Below are 16,892 nucleotides of genomic sequence, written 5' to 3' on the forward strand. Positions count from 1 at the left end.
TCAAGCCGCCCGTTCGATCTTCGTCAGACCGCCCATATAGGGCAGCAAAGCGTCCGGAATCGTGACGGAACCATCCTCGTTCAGATAATTTTCCAAGACCGCGATCAGGCAGCGGCCGACAGCTGTGCCGGAACCGTTCAGCGTATGAACGAACTTCGTCGCCTTGTCGTCCTTGCCGCGATAGCGGGCGTTCATGCGCCGTGCCTGGAAATCGCCGCAGACCGAGCAGGACGATATCTCGCGGAACGTATTCTGCCCCGGCAACCAGACCTCAAGGTCATAGGTCTTGCGCGAGCCGAAGCCCATATCGCCGGTGCAGAGCGTCATCGTGCGGAAATGCAGGCCGAGACGCTTCAGCACTTCCTCGGCGCAGGCGGTCATGCGTTCGTGCTCGGCAATCGAGCTTTCTGCATCGGTGATCGAGACCAGCTCGCACTTCCAGAACTGGTGCTGGCGCAGCATGCCACGCGTGTCGCGACCGGCAGAGCCTGCCTCCGAACGGAAGGACGGCGTGAGAGCGGTGAAACGCAGCGGCAGTTTCTCCTGATCGAGGATTTCCTCACGTACCAGGTTGGTCAGCGTCACTTCCGCCGTCGGGATGAGGTAACGACCATCGGTCGTCTTGAAGAGATCTTCCTCGAACTTCGGCAGGTTGCCAGTGCCGAACAGCGCTTCGTTGCGCACCATCAACGGCGAAGACACTTCGGTATAGCCGTGCTCGGTCGTGTGCAGGTCGATCATGAACTGGCCGAGCGCACGTTCGAGCTTGGCCAATTGGCTGGTCAGAACGGTGAAGCGCGAGCCCGAGAGTTTGGCTGCACGCTCGAAATCCATATAGCCTAGGGCTTCGCCGATTTCGAAATGCTCCTTCGGTGTATGGTTCCAGCGTGGCCTTTCGCCAACGATGCGGGTCACGACATTGTCGTGCTCGTCCTTGCCAACCGGCACATCGTCGAGCGGTACGTTCGGGATGCGCGAAAGCTGGTCGTTGAGTTCGGCGGAAAACGCACGCTCTTCCTCTTCAGCAGCCGGCAGCGTTTCCTTGATCTCGGCGACCTCGGCCTTCAGCTTGTCGGCAAGCTCGGCGTTCTTCTGCGCCATGGCAGCACCGATCTCCTTGGAGGCGGCGTTGCGGCGGGAGAGCAGGTCCTGCGCCTTCTGCACGGCGGAGCGGCGCTTTTCATCAAGGGCGATGAGAGATTGCGACAAGGGCTCCGCACCACGCTTTGCGAGGGCGGCATCGAGAGCCTCGGGATTCTCACGGATCCATTTGATATCGAGCATCGTCGTTCCAGATCGTTTCAACAGACATGAACGGTCGGAGAAACCCCGACCGGATGGAAACAGCAGTACTCAAGGAAATGTCAGGAACCGGTCAGACGCTGTCCGTCTTGGCGACGTCAGAGGATTTGCTGGCCTCTTCAAGCGCCTGTTTGGAACGCTGACGCTCCACGAGTCGTGCCGCGTAGATGGAAATCTCGTAGAGAAGGATCGTCGGCAGCGCAAGACCGATCTGGGACATGGGATCGGGCGGCGTCAGCACCGCAGCCACGACGAAGGCAAGCACGATCGCGAACTTGCGCTTTTCGGCGAGCCACTGCGATGTCAGAAGACCGACGCGGGCCAGAAGTGTGGTGATGACCGGCAGCTGGAAGACGAGGCCAAAGGAGAAGACGAGCGTCATGATGAGGCTCAGATATTCCGAGACCTTCGGCAGGAGCGAGATCGCAACTTCGTCATGGCCCGGCGCCTGCTGCATCGACAGGAAGAACCACATGACCATCGGCGTGAAGAAGAAATAGACCAGCGCGCCGCCCATAAGGAACAGGATCGGCGATGCGATCAAGAACGGCAGGAAAGCCTGGCGTTCGTTCTTGTAGAGGCCGGGAGCGACGAACTTGTAGATCTGCGCTGCGATGATCGGGAAGGCGATCACAAGACCGCCGAACATGGCGACCTTGACCTGCGTGAAGAAGAACTCCTGCGGTGCCGTATAGATCAGCTGCGCTTTCTCGACATCGAGATGGGCCCAGCTAACAGCAAGCTTGTAGGGATAGACGAGGTAATTGAAGATGTGCTTGGCGAAGATGAAGCACACGATGAAGGCGATGAAGAAGGCAGCGATCGACCAGATCAGCCGCGTGCGCAGCTCCATCAGGTGCTCGATCAACGGCTGCGGCTTGTCTTGTATATCACCGCTCATGCCTCATCCTTCTTCTTTTTGGCGGCAGGCTTTTTGACCTCTGTCGGCTTCTTTGCTGCGGCAACACGCTTCGGCTTCTCGACCGGCACGGCAACCACTGCAGCCGCATCAGCCTTATCTGCCACCTTAACACGCGGCTTGCGCACGGCCTTCGGTTTTTCAGCCAGCGCCACCGGCGCAACTGCTGCTGCGGCGACCGGCTGCGGCGCGGGGACGACCGGCGGCGTTTCCGGCAGGCTCAGAGACGGCGCCGGCGCCGTCACTTCCGCAGGCGGGACTTCCGTCTTGTTCTCCGTGTCCTGCTCTGCCGGCTTCTCGACCTTCGTCGAATTCTGCAGGTCGGCCTTGATCTCGTTGCCCATCTGGCGCAGCGGATTCATCGCCTCGCGCAGGCTGTTGACCGGGTTGAGCTTCTGAGCGTCGCTGATCGTGCTACGCACGTCGTCAAGCTCGGCTTCGCGCAGCGCTTCGTCGAACTGGGCACGAAACTCGCCCGCGACCTTGCGGGCACGTGCCGTCATCTTGCCGAAAGCGCGCAGCATCGGCGGCAGATCCTTCGGACCGACAACCACGATCAGAACGACCGCGATAACCAAAAGTTCGGTCCAGCCAATATCGAACATGCAAGGCTCCTGAACGGGCGGCGCGGGGGCAGCGCCCTTTCCCGTACGTGATTACTTCGTTTCGTCGGCCTTGTGATCGACGGTCTTTGCTGCTTCCGGCGCGTCTTCGTCCGTCATGCCCTTCTTGAAGCTCTTGATGCCCTTGGCAACGTCGCCCATCAGTTCCGGGATCTTGCCGCGACCGAACAACAAAAGCACGATGGCCAGAACGATAAGCCAGTGCCACATGCTAAAAGAACCCATTACTCATACTCCCTGTTGCGATGTTCCCTCGATGTAAGAATTTCCGATACGGTTTCCAACATCAATCCTTCTGGATTGAGCTTAATGTCACGGTATCGGCCTTTGTGACAAGCCATTCGTCCATCGAAAAGTCGTGATTGACATTGTTTTGCGCGGGCGTGGCAAAAGCAAGACCAAGCTTCATCATTCCTCGGAAGCGCCGCCCGGGGCGAGCAGCCCAAGCTCTTCAAGGTCCAGTTGTGTAATCGGATCCTCGTCCTCCGTCAGTTCATCGTTCATGAGGGGTGACGGAATGTTGAAATTGGCGGGGATGCGGCCGGAGAGAAGGCCGGCGCCCTTCAGCTCTTCGAGACCCGGCAGATCGCGCAATTCCTCGAGGCCGAAATGGTCGAGGAAATCCCGTGTCGTGCCAAGCGTCACCGGCCGGCCCGGCGTGCGGCGGCGGCCACGGAAACGCACCCAGCCCGCCTCCATCAGCACGTCGAGTGTGCCGCGCGAGGTCTGAACACCTCTGATATCCTCGATCTCGGCGCGCGTCACCGGCTGGTGATAGGCGATGATCGCCAGCACTTCGAGGGCTGCACGGGAAAGCTTGCGGACCTCATTCTCATCGCGACGGATGAAGAAGGATAGATCGGCAGCGGTGCGGAAGGCCCAGGCATCATCGACCTGCACGAGGTTGACACCACGCGGCGCATAGTAGTCCTTCAGGCGCAGCATGATCTCACGCGCCTTAAACCCCTTCGGCAGACGCTCGGTGATGAAACCTTCGGATACCGGCTGGGCGGAGGCGAAGACCAGCGCTTCGGCTATACGCTCCGCTTCGATCTCCGCCTGCAGATTGCGGGAAACGTCTTCGCCTTCCCCATCTTCACCTTCAAAGTCCTCGTCCTGCGCGCCGATCAATCCGACTGCTCCTGTTCGACCACCTGCAGGGTGGCATGTTTCGGGCCGCGACGCATATAGATCGGCTGGAAGGCGCCATCCTGGCGGATCTCCAGCTTGCCCTCGCGCACCAGTTCCAGCGAGGCGGCAAAGGCGCTGGCAACGGCCGTGACGCGCTCGGCGGGGCTTGCAAGATACCGCAGCAGATATTGCTCGAGCGCCGTCCAGTCGACGATATCGCCGATCATCTGGGTCAGCAGTTCGCGGGCGTCGGTGAGTGACCAGACGTTGCGCCGCTCGATCGTCACCTGGGTGATCGCATGACGCTGTCGCAAGGCTGCGTAGGCGCTCAGAAGATCGTAGAGATTGGCCTCATAGGCCGATTGCTGGCGATGCGGGATATGTTCGGGCGCGCCGCGAGTGAAGATATCGCGACCGAGCCGGTTGCGGTTGACGAGGCCATCGGCCACCTGGCGCATCGCTTCCAACCGCTTCAGCCGGAAGGCGAGCGTTGCGGCCATTTCCTCACCCGAGGGGCCATCATCCTTCACCTGCTGCGGGATCAGCAGTCGCGATTTCAGATAGGCGAGCCAGGCCGCCATGACGAGATAATCGGCAGCAAGCTCGATGCGGATACGCCGCGCGCTTTCGACGAACTGCAGATATTGCTCGGCAAGAGCCAGGACCGAAATGCGCGACAGATCGACCTTCTGGTTGCGGGCGAGATAGAGCAAAAGGTCGAGCGGGCCTTCGAAGCCGGCGACATCGATCACCAGCGCCGGCTCATGAGTGGCGCGTTCGGCGCCATTCTCCTGCCACAGCTTGTCCATCGGCGTCGACGCCGCATGAGACCGCTCCGTGCCTTTGATCGTATTCACCCTACCCTGCCTTTCCGGCCCCTGCTCAAGCTGTCGCAAACATCGCGTCGAATTCTGCTCTTATCGTTGCCTCGTCCGTAGCATCGGCCGTCGGGAAACCTTCCTCGACCAGTCGTGCCCGCTCGCGCGCAAGACCTGTCAGCGGCGGAACATTTGCCACGACCTCGCGCATCTCGTCCATATGGCCGTTGCAATGCAGCACAATATCGCAGCCGCCCGCAATGATATTCGCCGCACGTTCGCCGATCGTGCCGGAAAGCGCATTCATCGAGCTGTCGTCGGACAGGAGCAAGCCCTTGAAGCCGATCTCGGTGCGGATGACCTCGTCGATCACCTTGCGGGAAGTGGTTGCCGGATTATGCGGGTCGATTGCCGTGAAGACGAGATGGCAGGTCATGGCCATCAACTCGTCCTTCATGGCGATGAAGGGCGGGAAGTCGTGGGCTTCCAGCTCTTCGCGCGATACCGTGACGACTGGCAGCTCCAGATGGGAATCCGCAAAACCGCGCCCATGCCCCGGCATGTGCTTCATGACCGGCAGCAGGCCGCCGGCTTTCAACCCCTTGGCGGCGGCCCGGCCCATTTCCGTGACGGTGACGGGATCGCCGCCATAGGCCCTGTTGCCGATGACATTGCTGCTGCCTTCGACCGGTACATCCAGCACCGGCAGGCAATCGACATTGATGCCTAACCTCTGGAGATCGAAGGCATGCAGGCGCGACATCAGCCAGGCGGCGCGCAGGCCAAGCGCACGGTCGCGGCGATAGAGATCGCCAAGCGCCCGCCCCGGCGGATAGTGCTGCAGGATCGGCGGGCGGATGCGTTGGACGCGACCGCCCTCCTGATCAATGAGCACGGGCGCGTGCCAGCCGACGCAATCGCGCAGCTCGGCAACGAGATCGCTGATTTGCTGGGCTTCGGAAATGTTTCGCCCGAAAAGGATGAAGCCCCACGGCCGCTCTGCCCTATAGAAGGCCTTCTCTTCGTCGGTCAGCTTGAGGCCGCTGCAGCCAAGGATCATTGCTTTTGATTCGGTCATACCCGAATCATAAGGGTCGCTCAGCGAATTGCGAGCGAGGTCAAGCGCGATCCCACAAAAAAGAACGGCGGGACAAACCCGCCGTTGCGATAGAGGAAGCCAGAAAGCTTACTTGGAGATCAGGCAGCTTCCGCCGGCCGAGCGATACTGCTCGCAAAGCGCGGCGGCTTCATCCTTCGAACCGGCCGGGATACGGACACGGTAGAAGGTGCCCTTACCGGCGATATCCGCCTTGCGGATTTCGTAAGCGCGGCCACCGAGAACACCTGCAAACTTCTTCGACAGGCTGGCGTAGGACTTCTTTGCCTCATCCTCTGATGGCAGCGATGCGATCTGGATGCCGTAGCCGCCGCTAGCAGCTGCCGGAACCGGCTGGGCGGCCGCTGCCGGTGCAGAAGCAACCTGCGTCGGCTTCTGCTGGGCCGTCGGGCGGACATTGCCGTTTTCGGTTACGGTGCCGACGACATTGACCGGCTGTTCGGCCGGGCGAGCCGTCGGGACAGGCGCCGTATCGGTCGCCGGAGCGGGGGCTGCATCGGTGATCGGTGTCGTCTTGACTGGACGAACCGGCGGGTCGACCTGATTTGCGTTTGCGGCATTCACCTCAGCCACCTTGGCCGTCTGAGCAGGCTGGGCTGCAGGCGCTGCTCCGACGGGCGGAAGGGCGGCGGAGGCAACCTGATTGCCATCCTGATTGCCGGTGCTGGCCGGGAAGCTTGCGGCAGACGGCGTCGCGGCCGGCTGGGCTGTGGGCGTTGCCGATGCGACTTCCTTTGCCGGCGCGGACTGCTCGGCAGGTGCCGGCTCTTCGCGGGCAACCAGTGTACCGTCCGGCTTGACGATCATAGTGCGGACCTTGCGTGGCGAGACGGACGGCGTTGCATCGTCATCGGCTGCGGAGGCATCCGCAGTCGCGTTGTGGTCCGGCAGCAGGCGCGGATCCTGCGTCTCGCCGACGGCAGTCGGCAGGACTGAATCGCCACTACCCTCATCATCATCAGGCGAGACTTCAGGCGTCAGCGTGCGCTGGACGACATCGACCGGCTGTTCGTCGGAGGAGACCAGAGCCTTCTGCTTCGGCTCTTCGGCGGCACCTGCGACACGATCATAGACAGCCTTGTCCTGGTTCGGCACGGTCTTGCCGCCCGGATTCTCGGGAGCGACCTTCACCGGATCCTTGTCCGCAGTGATGACGCGCGGCTCGCCGGAGCTGGCGATGCTGAGGCCGGCACCGTTGGACACCCAGCTATAGACGCCGTAAGCGCCACCGGCAAAAACGACCAGCATGGCGGCTGCAGCCAGCAGGCGGCGCATGGAGCGGGCGCGGTTGAAATCGGCAGTCTGGCTTGCGGATTCGATATGGACTTCGGAAACGTTCTCGCGACGCTCGACCGGCTCGCGGACACTGCGGCGGAAGTCCTCTTCCAGCGCGCGTTCGAAATCATCAAGACCATCAGCGAAGGCGTTGCTTGCCGGCTTGGCCGCAGCGGCGGCCGTTGCAGCAGTGGCCGAGGGCGTCCAGGCAGGGGCGACCGGCGCCTTTTCCTGCCGCTTGGCGGGCTCGAAGAAGCTAGCGATCTCGGCATCGAGATCGAAATCAAAATCGGCGGTCTTGGCGACCGGCTCCGTATGCTCGACAGGCGGTAGTGTCGGAACATGCATGTCCTCGACCGTCTCGGGACGATCTTCCGGATCGGAGATCATCGAGGGATCGAAGGGCAGATCCTCGGTGGATTCGCTTGCCGGCGCCGGCTTGGCATAACTCACCGGTGCTGGCTGCGGCTCCGGCACGAAAACCGGTGCGGATTGCGGCTGCAAACGCGGCGCAGGCTGAGCTGCGACCACGGGCGCTGCACGCACGGGCTCAGGCTTCTGCTGAGGAGCCGGCGGCTCGGAGAAATCGAGATCGGCGAGCTCCAGCTCGATGCCGGCGAGATCCAATTCGAAATCGTGGCCGGCAAAGGGGTCTTCTGCCTCCAGTTCCGGCTGACCCGTGACGACCGGCGCTGGCGCGATAGGCTGCGAGACCGGCTCTACCGGCTCCCGAACGACCGGCTTGGGCGCTTCGGGCTGACGAAGAACGGGCGTCGCACGGCTCATCGGCACGGGCGCAATCACTGTCGGCTGAGCCGTCGCACGAGCAACGGGCGCGTCAAAGACAGGCGCTTCGAAGATAGGGGCCTCAAAGACGGGAGACTCAAAGACGGGAGCATCAAAAACAGGCGCGGCAGGAGCCTCGACCGGCTGCGGCGCCGGTGGCGTGGCAACAGGCTCAGACACGACGGGGGCAGCAGCACGCTGCGGCACCGGATAACGGGAAACATCCGCCAGGAGATCGTCGAGATCAAAGGCATCCGCATCAAAGGTCGACTTCGGCAGGGCTTCCGTCAAGGCTGCATCGGCATGGACGTCGCCTTCGGCTGCTGCCGCAATCAGATCGAAACCGGCATTGTCAGGCTCGGCCGGCTCTTCGAAGGCAGCAACATCTTCGAACGTTGCGACAGGCTCTTCAGGCAGGGCGAGGTCTTCGTGGCGATCGATCTCGGCCGGAAAACCGAAGGAGGCCACAACCGGCTCGAAATCTGCTGCTTCAACCGCGGCGACCGCCTGAGGCTCTTCAGTTACCTCAGGCGTAACCACTTCGGGTTCGACCGTCAATTCCGGCTCGGCTACAAACCCGGGCTCGTCTACGAAAGCTTCAACCGAATCCTGAGTCGGCTCAACAACGGGTGTGTCGACGACCGGCTCGGAAAGAACCGGCTCTTCGCGACGCGGCGCGTGAAAATTGGCGAGCGGCAGCCGGATGCTGGCAGCCGACCATTGCGGCGCCTTCGCCGGCGGCTGAACGGCCGGAGCGACAGAGCCGCCGATCGAAAGCTCAAGCTCTTCGATCAGATCGCGGGCGCCGCCATAGGCCGTGAAGGTAACCGGAGGTTCTGCGGGAACAGCGACAGGCTTCGACGGAGCGGGAGCCCAATCGGTGGCGTCAGGCGCTTCCCATTCTGCTGCGACCGGTTCAGGTGCGGCCAGTTCGGGCTCGACGACGGGCGTCTCGAAATCGGACATAACCGACGGAGCAAGCTCTTCGCCGATGGAAGGCACGTCCTCGTGCACCGGCTCGACATAGTCGTAGGTTTCGACTTCCTGAGCGATCGGCTCAGCAGGATGATCGAGATCAGCCAGGGGACGCGGCGCATCGTAACGCTCGAACTCGCGGAGAAGCTCATCCTCGAGATCGAGAGCCGGCTCATGCCGCTCAGGTTCGCTTACGGTATTAGCCGCAACGCGGGGTTCAAAGCCAACGATTCGAGCGAGTTCTGCCAACGGATCGTCGTCGGCAAACATATCGTCTTTTCCACGCGTGTCATACGCAAGTCGTTTATCAGCCATGCCCATCCCACTCAAAAACGCAAACACTCAAATGCCAGCGCATTGTGGGGAAATGGTGACGTTATCGCATTTCGTCCGGTGCGGCAGTGCCTGTAATGGCAAGTCCCGACTTCAAAACCGACGCGACGGCGTACACCAGCCCAAGTCTGGCAATACTTGATTCTCGGTTCTTATCGTTAACAAATCGTAATTCAGTCTGATCTTTACCTTTGTTCCAATGCGCGTGGAAGGCGCTGGCAAGATCATAGAGGTAAAAAGCGATGCGATGCGGCTCCTGAGACTGGGCTGCACTTTCGACGATACGCGGGAATTCTGCAGCCTTGGCAATGAGCTGCAATTCGGCCGAATCCGTAATGCCTGCAACGGATTGCGCCAAAAGCTCCGGTGTCGGGGCAAGATCCGGGAAGGCTTCCCTCGCCTGCCGGAAGACGGACATGCAACGCGCATGTGCATACTGCACGTAGAAGACCGGATTATCTTTGGATTGCTCCGTTACTTTGGCAAAATCAAAGTCCAACGGCTCCGAGTTCTTGCGGTAAAGCATCATGAAGCGGACCGAATCACGTCCGACTTCTTCGACGACATCGCGCAATGTGACAAAATCGCCCGACCGCTTCGACATCTTCACCGGCTCGCCGTCGCGGTAGAGCTTGACGAGCTGGCAAAGCAGCACCGTCAGCTTCGCCTTACCGTCGGAAACGCCGCGCGCAACCGCCTCGAGACGCTTGACGTAGCCACCGTGGTCGGCGCCGAGCACATAGATCATCTCGTCGAAGCCGCGGTCGAACTTGTTCTTGAAGTAGGCGAGGTCGGCGGCGAAATAGGTGTAGGAGCCGTCCGACTTGATGAGCGCACGGTCGATATCATCACCGACCTCGGTCGAGCGGAAGAGAGTCTGTTCGCGGTCTTCCCAATCCTCAGGCAACTGGCCCTTCGGCGGCGGCAGCGTACCCTTGTAGACATAGCCCTTGAAGGTCAGGTCGTTGATGGCGGTGCGGATTGCCGCTGCGCCATTGGCATGCAGCATGCGTTCCGAGAAGAAGATGTCATGATGGACGTTGAGGGCGGCAAGATCCTCGCGGATCATCACCATCATCATCTCGATGGCGCGATCCTTGACGATCGGCATCCACTGCTCTTCCGGCATGTTGTGCAGGCGCACGCCATATTCGGCAGCAAGCGATTCTCCGACCGGGACCAGATAGTCGCCAGGATAGAGACCGGACGGAATCTCGCCGATCTTCTCGCCGAGCGCCTCGCGGTAACGCAGGAAGACGGAACGAGCGAGCACATCGATCTGCGAGCCGGCATCGTTGATGTAATATTCTTTGACGACTTCGTAGCCGGCAAAGGCAAGCAGGTTCGCCAGCGCGTCACCGACGACGGCGCCGCGGCAATGGCCGACATGCATCGGGCCGGTCGGGTTGGCCGAGACATATTCGACGTTGACCTTCCTGCCCTGCCCCAGTCCCGAGCGGCCATAGCCGGTGCCTGACTGGATCATTGCGCTCAGCAGGCGCTGCCAGTAGCCGACGGAGAGCCTGATATTGATGAAGCCCGGGCCGGCGACCGAAACCTCGGCGACGTCGGCGTCTTCCTTCAGCTTGGCAATGATGATTTCGGCAAGCGCGCGCGGACTGGTGCCGAGCGATTTGGCAAGCACCATGGCGGCGTTGGTCGCCACATCGCCGTGGCTCGCATCACGCGGCGGTTCTACGGCAATGCGACCGAAATCGAGCTCGGATCGCTTTTCCTTGACCAGATCGAGCTGTTCAAGGGCGTTTTTAATCCTGGCTTCAAAATCGGTAAAAAGGTTCATCGCACTCTTCCATGCACAGGCTGTGCCAACAGGTTTGCCGGCGGTTGCCGGGCGCCCGCTGCCTATCGCAAATCCGGAGTGTGGTCAAACAATCGCCTGTGGGCACTGATGGCATAAGTGTCCGTCATGCCGGCCAAATAATCCCCGACATGCCGCGCTTTCGGCGCATCGGAGAGACCGGCGATATGGTCGACCCAATAATGGCTCTGCATCTCCTTGGGATTGGCCATGTAAGCGCCGAAGAGATCCTTGACGATCTGGGCGGCACCGGCGCGGATGCGCATAATATCGTGGTTGCGATAGATGCGCTTGAAGAGCATCTCCTTGATCTGCCTGTCGGTCTCGGCCATCTCACCCGAAAAAGTTGCGATCACATGATCCGCCTTGCGGATATCGTCAGCACTCTGCGGTTTCAGCTCTGCCAGGCGCTTCTGCGCCACACCGATGACATCCTCCACCATGCGCGTGATCTGGCGGCGCATGATTTCATGCGTGAAGCGGCTCGGCTCCAGATGCTGGTAGCGCTCCCTTACCTCGGCCATCAGCCCGGCGAGGAAGGGAATTTCCTCCAGCATCTCGAAATTCAGGTAGCCCGAGCGCAGACCATCATCAATGTCATGGGTATTGTAGGCGATATCGTCGGCGATCGCTGCTGCCTGGGCTTCCAGGCTCGCATAGCTTGCAAGCTCCAGATCATGCAGTTCGCAATAATCGAGAATCGGCTGCGGCACTGGTCCGCGCGTGCCGACCCCATCGGCCGTCAGCAGCGGACCATTGTGCTTGACGAGGCCTTCAAGGCTCTCCCAAGTCAGATTGATGCCGTCGAATTCGGCATAACGCCGCTCGAGTTTGGTGACGATGCGCAAGGATTGGGCATTGTGGTCGAAGCCGCCATAGGGCAGCAGTTCTTCATGCAGCGCATCCTCGCCTGTATGGCCGAAGGGCGTATGGCCGAAATCGTGGACGAGCGCCACGCCCTCGGCCAAGTCCTCGTCAGCCTTCAGGGCGCGGGCAAGCGCGCGGGCAATCTGTGCTACCTCTATCGTATGCGTCAGACGCGTGCGGTAATGGTCGCCGTCCTGGGCGATGAAAACCTGCGTCTTATGCTTCAGCCGGCGAAAGGCGGTCGTATGGATGATGCGATCGCGGTCTCGCTGGAAATCGGAACGCGTCGGGCTGCCGCTCTCGTGATAGAGACGCCCACGCGAATTCCATGGATCCGCCGCATAGGCCGCCCGCTCGCCATAACCGAAACCCAATGCATGCCTGTCGAAGCTCATTCTTCACCGTCACTAACGTGTTGCAGCCTTGCCCATTGACGCCGCTATCCGCTCTTCATACCTATAGCTTACAGAAACGGCAAAGAGGCGCTATGTCGGCCGCTTCGCCAGATCCTGTCCTTTACGGGAGGATCATGATAAGTTTCTTTGATATCATGCGTTTGAACATCAAACGTCCAAATGAGATTCTCTCCGGATCTTGACCCCGGCAGGAGGAAAAATGACTGAAGCGAATGTAACCCTTTCCGATGCCGCGGCAAAGCGTATTGCCGCTATCGTCGGCAGCGATCCCGGCAAGAGCGCGCTGCGCGTCTCCGTCGAAGGTGGTGGCTGTTCCGGCTTTTCCTACAAATTCGACCTTGTGGATGGCGCAGCCGACGATGATATCGTCGTCGAGAAGAATGATGCCAAGGTGCTGATCGACAGTCTCTCGCTGGTCTATATGGCCGGCTCCGAGATCGATTTCGTCGACAACCTGCTCGGCCAGTCCTTCCAGATCAAGAACCCGAATGCGGTGGCAAGCTGCGGCTGCGGAACCAGCTTCGCAATCTGATTCAAGAACTACTTTCCATTGATAACCGGCCGAAGATTTTCCTCCGGCCGGTTTCTTGTCTTGTCCGCAGACGCCGGAGCACGATAGAAGAGCGCTCAGGACAGAGAGCAGGATAAAGCCATGAAGATCGCGACCTGGAACATCAATGGCGTCAAGGCGCGTATCGACAACCTCACGCAATGGCTGAAGGATTCCAGTCCTGATATCGTCTGCCTGCAGGAAATCAAGACGATCGACGAAGGCTTCCCGCGGCTGGAAATCGAGGCGCTCGGCTACCATGTGGAAACGCATGGTCAGAAGGGCTTCAACGGCGTTGCCATTCTCTCCAAAAGCTCGCCATCCGAAGTCAATCGCGGCCTGCCGGGCGATCCGCTTGATGAGCAGGCGCGATTCCTCGAAGCCGTCTTCTCCCTTCCCGGCAACAAGGTGGCGCGCGTCTGCTGCCTCTACCTGCCGAACGGCAACCCGCCGGAAACGGAAAAATACCCCTACAAGCTCGCCTGGATGGAGCGCCTGCGCAAATTCGCGGCCGAGCGCCTCGAATACGAGGAAATTTTCATTCTGGCCGGCGATTACAATGTCATTCCCGAGCCACACGACTGCTTCGACCCGAAGGTCTGGGAAAGCGACGCACTCTTCCTGCCGCAGACGCGCCAAGCCTTCCGCCGACTGGAAAATCTCGGTCTCGTCGATGCGGTGCGTTCGGCAACCGATGCGACGGCGCTCTATTCCTTCTGGGATTATCAGGCCGGCGCCTGGCCGAAGAACAACGGCATCCGCATCGACCATTTGATGCTGTCGCCGGAAGCAGCCGACCGCATGACGTCAGCGGCGATCGAAAAGCATGTGCGCGCCTGGGAAAAGCCGTCGGACCACGTACCTGTCGTGGCTTACTTCGATTTCGCGGCCTGAGATTTAAGGCATTTCCGTCTTACGCGATTCCGGACGCAAAACCGCAGCGCACTTTTGCTGGAATTGCTCGATAACTCAATCGTCCGAGCCGGTCGCGATCGAGTGCGACAGGGATACGGCCGTGCGCCGATCCGCTTCGCTGGCGATCGAGAAGGCATCTTCCTGAAGCGATTGCATCCAGCTGCAATCCTTCGGCTTACAGCGGTCGAGAGCCGCCGTCATCAGCGCGAGACCGCGAGCAGACTGGCCTTCATCGAAGAGGATGTTGCCAAAGACCGCCATGGCGCCAGGATGACCGCTCTTACGGGCCTGATTGAGCCACTTCTTGGCCTGATTGATATTGGCGCTGCCGCCCTCGCCAGCCAGCATCATCTGCGCAAGCTGGAACTGCGCCTCGGGAACACCGAAGGTGGAGGCAACCTGGAAATAGAGCTGGCGGGCCTGATTGAGATCAATCTTCACCGGGCTGCCGGAAATGCCGTGCTTGTAATAGTTGGCAAGCGACAGCAGCGCGTTGATGAAGAAGCCGGTATCCTCCGAGCCAGGCTCGACGCCCTGCTGTGCAATCTCGCTGTAGATCTTGAAGGCCTCGAAATCGTCCTGCGCGACACCGTCGCCATCAGCATACATATTGGCGAGCGCCCAGCGTGAACCGGTGTGGCCCTTTTCGGCGGCGTATTTATAAGCCTCGACCGCCTCTTCCTTCTGACCGTTCTTGTAAGCCTTGAAACCGAATTTGAAGAGATCGAAAGGTCCCGATTCCTTCGTCACACCTGTCTTGATGTCGAATGCCAGGACCGGACAGGCTAAAGCCAGGGAAACGGCCATCAACATGCTGACCAGCATGAATTTGAACAATCTGAACTCGGACGTTACCATCTCTACCGGTTTCTTTCGTTCATCACAGACGCCTGGCGGCGGCTTTCTTCGCCGTTCTGCCCGCGTGGATGCATTCCTTCCAGGCGAGCGATCCCGCGGCGGGCTCCAAGGCCCCTTTACCCGCGTCGCTTCCAGCCCCATGCCCCTCTTTCAAAACCAGCACATCCTTGTGAACCATCCGGCTTCCGGCACGGCTCGCATGTGATGCCTGCGGTACTCCTTTCGCGACCCGAGTCCCCGCCCGTCCGCCTTTATCGTCTTCGTAAACAGCAAATGTGACCAAACCGGTATCGCTACCGTGCCTAGAGAACGAAGCTTCATGCCGGGGGCGCGAAAATGACGGAAAGTCGTGAATCTGCAACACTACCGGAGAGGCGGATTCCCGGCCGGAAATGCCTTTGGCGAAAAGCAAAACGGCCGCTGCCGCTGGCTTCTCGCCCCTGCTGTCGCTTTGTCTGGCGTTACCGGAAAAAATTCGACCCATGCTACTGCTTACGCACACCCTACGCTTGTCATCTCCTCGCCCGCTAATAGCGCTGCGCCCTCTTTGTGGCGGGAAATGGACAAATTCGCCCCGCCGACACCATACGCGAACCATCGTAAAAAAGTGTTGCTGAATCGTCACAAAACGAGACGAGAAGATGGAATGATTAATGGCGGCAAACGAAGAAGAGCCCGGCACTGCCGGGCTCCTCAATTCTTCAAATCAGGGAATTAAAACTTGACCTTTAGGCTGGTCGACAACGCGGCGACAAGGTCGTTGCCAAAGGAATAGGAGACATCATCTCCAAAGGTGACACCGTTCTGGGTAACGACGCCGGATGAACCGCTCGTCAGCACGCCAACGGCACCGGCGACGCGCCATTCAATGTGCTCGGTCGGCGTGAAGGCTGCACCGACACCGAGCGTCCAGCTATCAGTCTGAGCGCCATAGCCCTGGCTGGTGCCACGATCCCAGGTCAGGCTGACGGCGCCGGCCCATTGGTCATTGAACTTGTGGCCGACGCCACCGGTGATGGTCCAGCCGTCGCGATAGAGAAGGTCGAGCGAGGTCAGTTCCGTATCGCCGCCAGAGGTACAGGCGATTACGCCCTTTGTCGATGTCGGGCAGAACGGCACGGATTGCAGCACACTCCAGTTCGTCCATTTGACCGAACCGAAAGCGAGCCAATCCGGAGCGATACCGCTCTGTAACTTCAACTCCAACGAATCCGGTGCTTCGGCGGAACCGAAAACGGGGGTGACCCTTCCATAGGGAGCGGCATTCAGCGGTGCACCGGGTCCAGTAACCTGAGTGAGATCGACCGTACCCGTCAGATTGTCGTACTTTACGCGGCTGTTATAGACGAGGCTCGCGCGCATCGCATATTCCGGGATCTCATAAGCGAGACCCGCGCGCCAGCCCCAGCTATTGTCTTCGAGATCGAGGCGGCCGATGCCATTGCCCGTGCCGAAGGCGATCGGGGCCGTCGAAACCAGACGCTCCTTGAAGCCTTCGACTTCCTGATAGAAGGCGCCGCCGATGAAGCGAAGCTGTCCCGGACCGACATCGAAGCGATAGGAGCAGGTGCCGCCATAATTACGGGTCTTGATCTCCGTCTCGATGTTGTTGTTGGCACCGGCCCAGTTCAAGCCGGGATTGGAATGGCCGCCGAAGGGCTCCGAATAGTCAACAAGGCAGTCGACCGCATCGGCAAAGCCAGCCTTAAAGCCAAAATAAGGGATCGTATAATTGGTAGTCTCGTCGGCGGTGCTCGAACGGTTGTTCAGATTGCCGCCACCGGTCGATGCCGAGGGTTGCGTGTCACGAGCGTCCTTAAGCTTGCGCTGCGGTGACACGTAAAGGATGCCCGACTGAAACGAGAAAGGCGACGTATCGAACAACTGATCGATATTGTAGCCGCCACGCTCCAGACCACCCGCGAAGGACGGTGAAGCGAGTGCCGAAAGAATAATGAGCGATGTTACGCCCCTGGAAAACATACGCGCTGCCATTGTGTCTCCCCCACTCAAGCAATTGATGTAATCACACTGTGCTAGTGAACTTAACAAATCGCAACGAGGCGCTCCGCTGCGATGCGAAGTTGCGTTATGACTAATTTACGTAACTAATTGACGGGCACGTCAAAAAATCGGATGAATAAAATTATATTCTTTAATCTGTGGACTTTCAGGGCGCCTGTTAGAT

The 16,892-nt window shown here is 60.0% G+C and carries 14 protein-coding genes; 2 read left to right on the top strand and 12 right to left on the bottom strand.

Annotated elements, in window-relative coordinates:
- From serS to H4W29_RS00980, 10 genes are all read right to left on the bottom strand, one after another.
- A complete protein-coding gene (serS, locus tag H4W29_RS00935; protein WP_192727283.1) occupies positions 1-1,284 on the bottom strand; it encodes a serine--tRNA ligase in 1,284 nt (427 codons plus the stop codon).
- Positions 1,285-1,375: 91 nt separating this feature from the next.
- Positions 1,376-2,203: a twin-arginine translocase subunit TatC gene (gene tatC, locus H4W29_RS00940; RefSeq protein WP_192727284.1), complete on the bottom strand. Its 828-nt coding sequence runs from the start codon at positions 2,201-2,203 to the stop codon at positions 1,376-1,378.
- Positions 2,200-2,826, bottom strand: a complete 627-nt coding sequence (gene tatB / locus H4W29_RS00945) for a Sec-independent protein translocase protein TatB (RefSeq protein WP_192727285.1) — start codon at positions 2,824-2,826, stop codon at positions 2,200-2,202. The genes tatC and tatB overlap by 4 nt, the downstream gene beginning before the upstream one ends.
- A 51-nt stretch (positions 2,827-2,877) precedes the next feature.
- Entirely contained in the window at positions 2,878-3,069 is a 192-nt protein-coding gene (locus tag H4W29_RS00950) for a twin-arginine translocase TatA/TatE family subunit (RefSeq protein ID WP_007813596.1), read from the bottom strand.
- 183 nt (positions 3,070-3,252) lie between these two features.
- Complete coding sequence (gene scpB, locus H4W29_RS00955) at positions 3,253-3,975, bottom strand: SMC-Scp complex subunit ScpB (protein ID WP_192727286.1); 723 nt, start codon at positions 3,973-3,975, stop codon at positions 3,253-3,255.
- On the bottom strand, positions 3,972-4,832 hold the full coding sequence (locus H4W29_RS00960) for a segregation and condensation protein A (protein WP_192727287.1): 861 nt from the start codon (positions 4,830-4,832) through the stop codon (positions 3,972-3,974). Before H4W29_RS00960 ends, scpB begins: the two co-directional genes overlap by 4 nt.
- A gap of 25 nt (positions 4,833-4,857) precedes the next feature.
- Positions 4,858-5,871, bottom strand: a complete 1,014-nt coding sequence (nagZ, locus tag H4W29_RS00965) for a beta-N-acetylhexosaminidase (protein ID WP_192727288.1) — start codon at positions 5,869-5,871, stop codon at positions 4,858-4,860.
- Positions 5,872-5,979: 108 nt separating this feature from the next.
- Complete coding sequence (locus tag H4W29_RS00970; protein WP_192727289.1) at positions 5,980-9,261, bottom strand: SPOR domain-containing protein; 3,282 nt, start codon at positions 9,259-9,261, stop codon at positions 5,980-5,982.
- A gap of 61 nt (positions 9,262-9,322) precedes the next feature.
- On the bottom strand, positions 9,323-11,080 hold the full coding sequence (gene argS, locus H4W29_RS00975) for an arginine--tRNA ligase (protein WP_192727290.1): 1,758 nt from the start codon (positions 11,078-11,080) through the stop codon (positions 9,323-9,325).
- A 62-nt stretch (positions 11,081-11,142) separates the two neighbouring features.
- On the bottom strand, positions 11,143-12,360 hold the full coding sequence (locus tag H4W29_RS00980; protein WP_192727291.1) for a deoxyguanosinetriphosphate triphosphohydrolase: 1,218 nt from the start codon (positions 12,358-12,360) through the stop codon (positions 11,143-11,145).
- 220 nt (positions 12,361-12,580) lie between these two features.
- Between H4W29_RS00980 and erpA the strand changes: the two genes are divergently transcribed.
- On the top strand, positions 12,581-12,913 hold the full coding sequence (erpA, locus tag H4W29_RS00985; protein WP_112968516.1) for an iron-sulfur cluster insertion protein ErpA: 333 nt from the start codon (positions 12,581-12,583) through the stop codon (positions 12,911-12,913).
- Between the two features lie 120 nt (positions 12,914-13,033).
- Positions 13,034-13,825 carry an exodeoxyribonuclease III gene (gene xth, locus H4W29_RS00990; protein ID WP_192727292.1) on the top strand — a complete coding sequence of 264 codons (792 nt, stop codon included), beginning with the start codon at positions 13,034-13,036 and terminating at the stop codon, positions 13,823-13,825.
- A gap of 75 nt (positions 13,826-13,900) precedes the next feature.
- Here xth and exoR read toward each other — a convergent pair whose 3' ends face one another.
- Together exoR and H4W29_RS01000 are read right to left on the bottom strand one after the other, a co-directional pair.
- Positions 13,901-14,704: an exopolysaccharide production regulator ExoR gene (gene exoR / locus H4W29_RS00995; protein ID WP_192727293.1), complete on the bottom strand. Its 804-nt coding sequence runs from the start codon at positions 14,702-14,704 to the stop codon at positions 13,901-13,903.
- Between the two features lie 714 nt (positions 14,705-15,418).
- On the bottom strand, positions 15,419-16,699 hold the full coding sequence (locus tag H4W29_RS01000) for an OmpP1/FadL family transporter (protein ID WP_192727294.1): 1,281 nt from the start codon (positions 16,697-16,699) through the stop codon (positions 15,419-15,421).
- Between the last annotated feature and the right edge of the window lie 193 nt (positions 16,700-16,892).

The organism is Rhizobium viscosum (genome assembly GCF_014873945.1).
Taxonomy (GTDB): domain Bacteria; phylum Pseudomonadota; class Alphaproteobacteria; order Rhizobiales; family Rhizobiaceae; genus Rhizobium; species Rhizobium viscosum.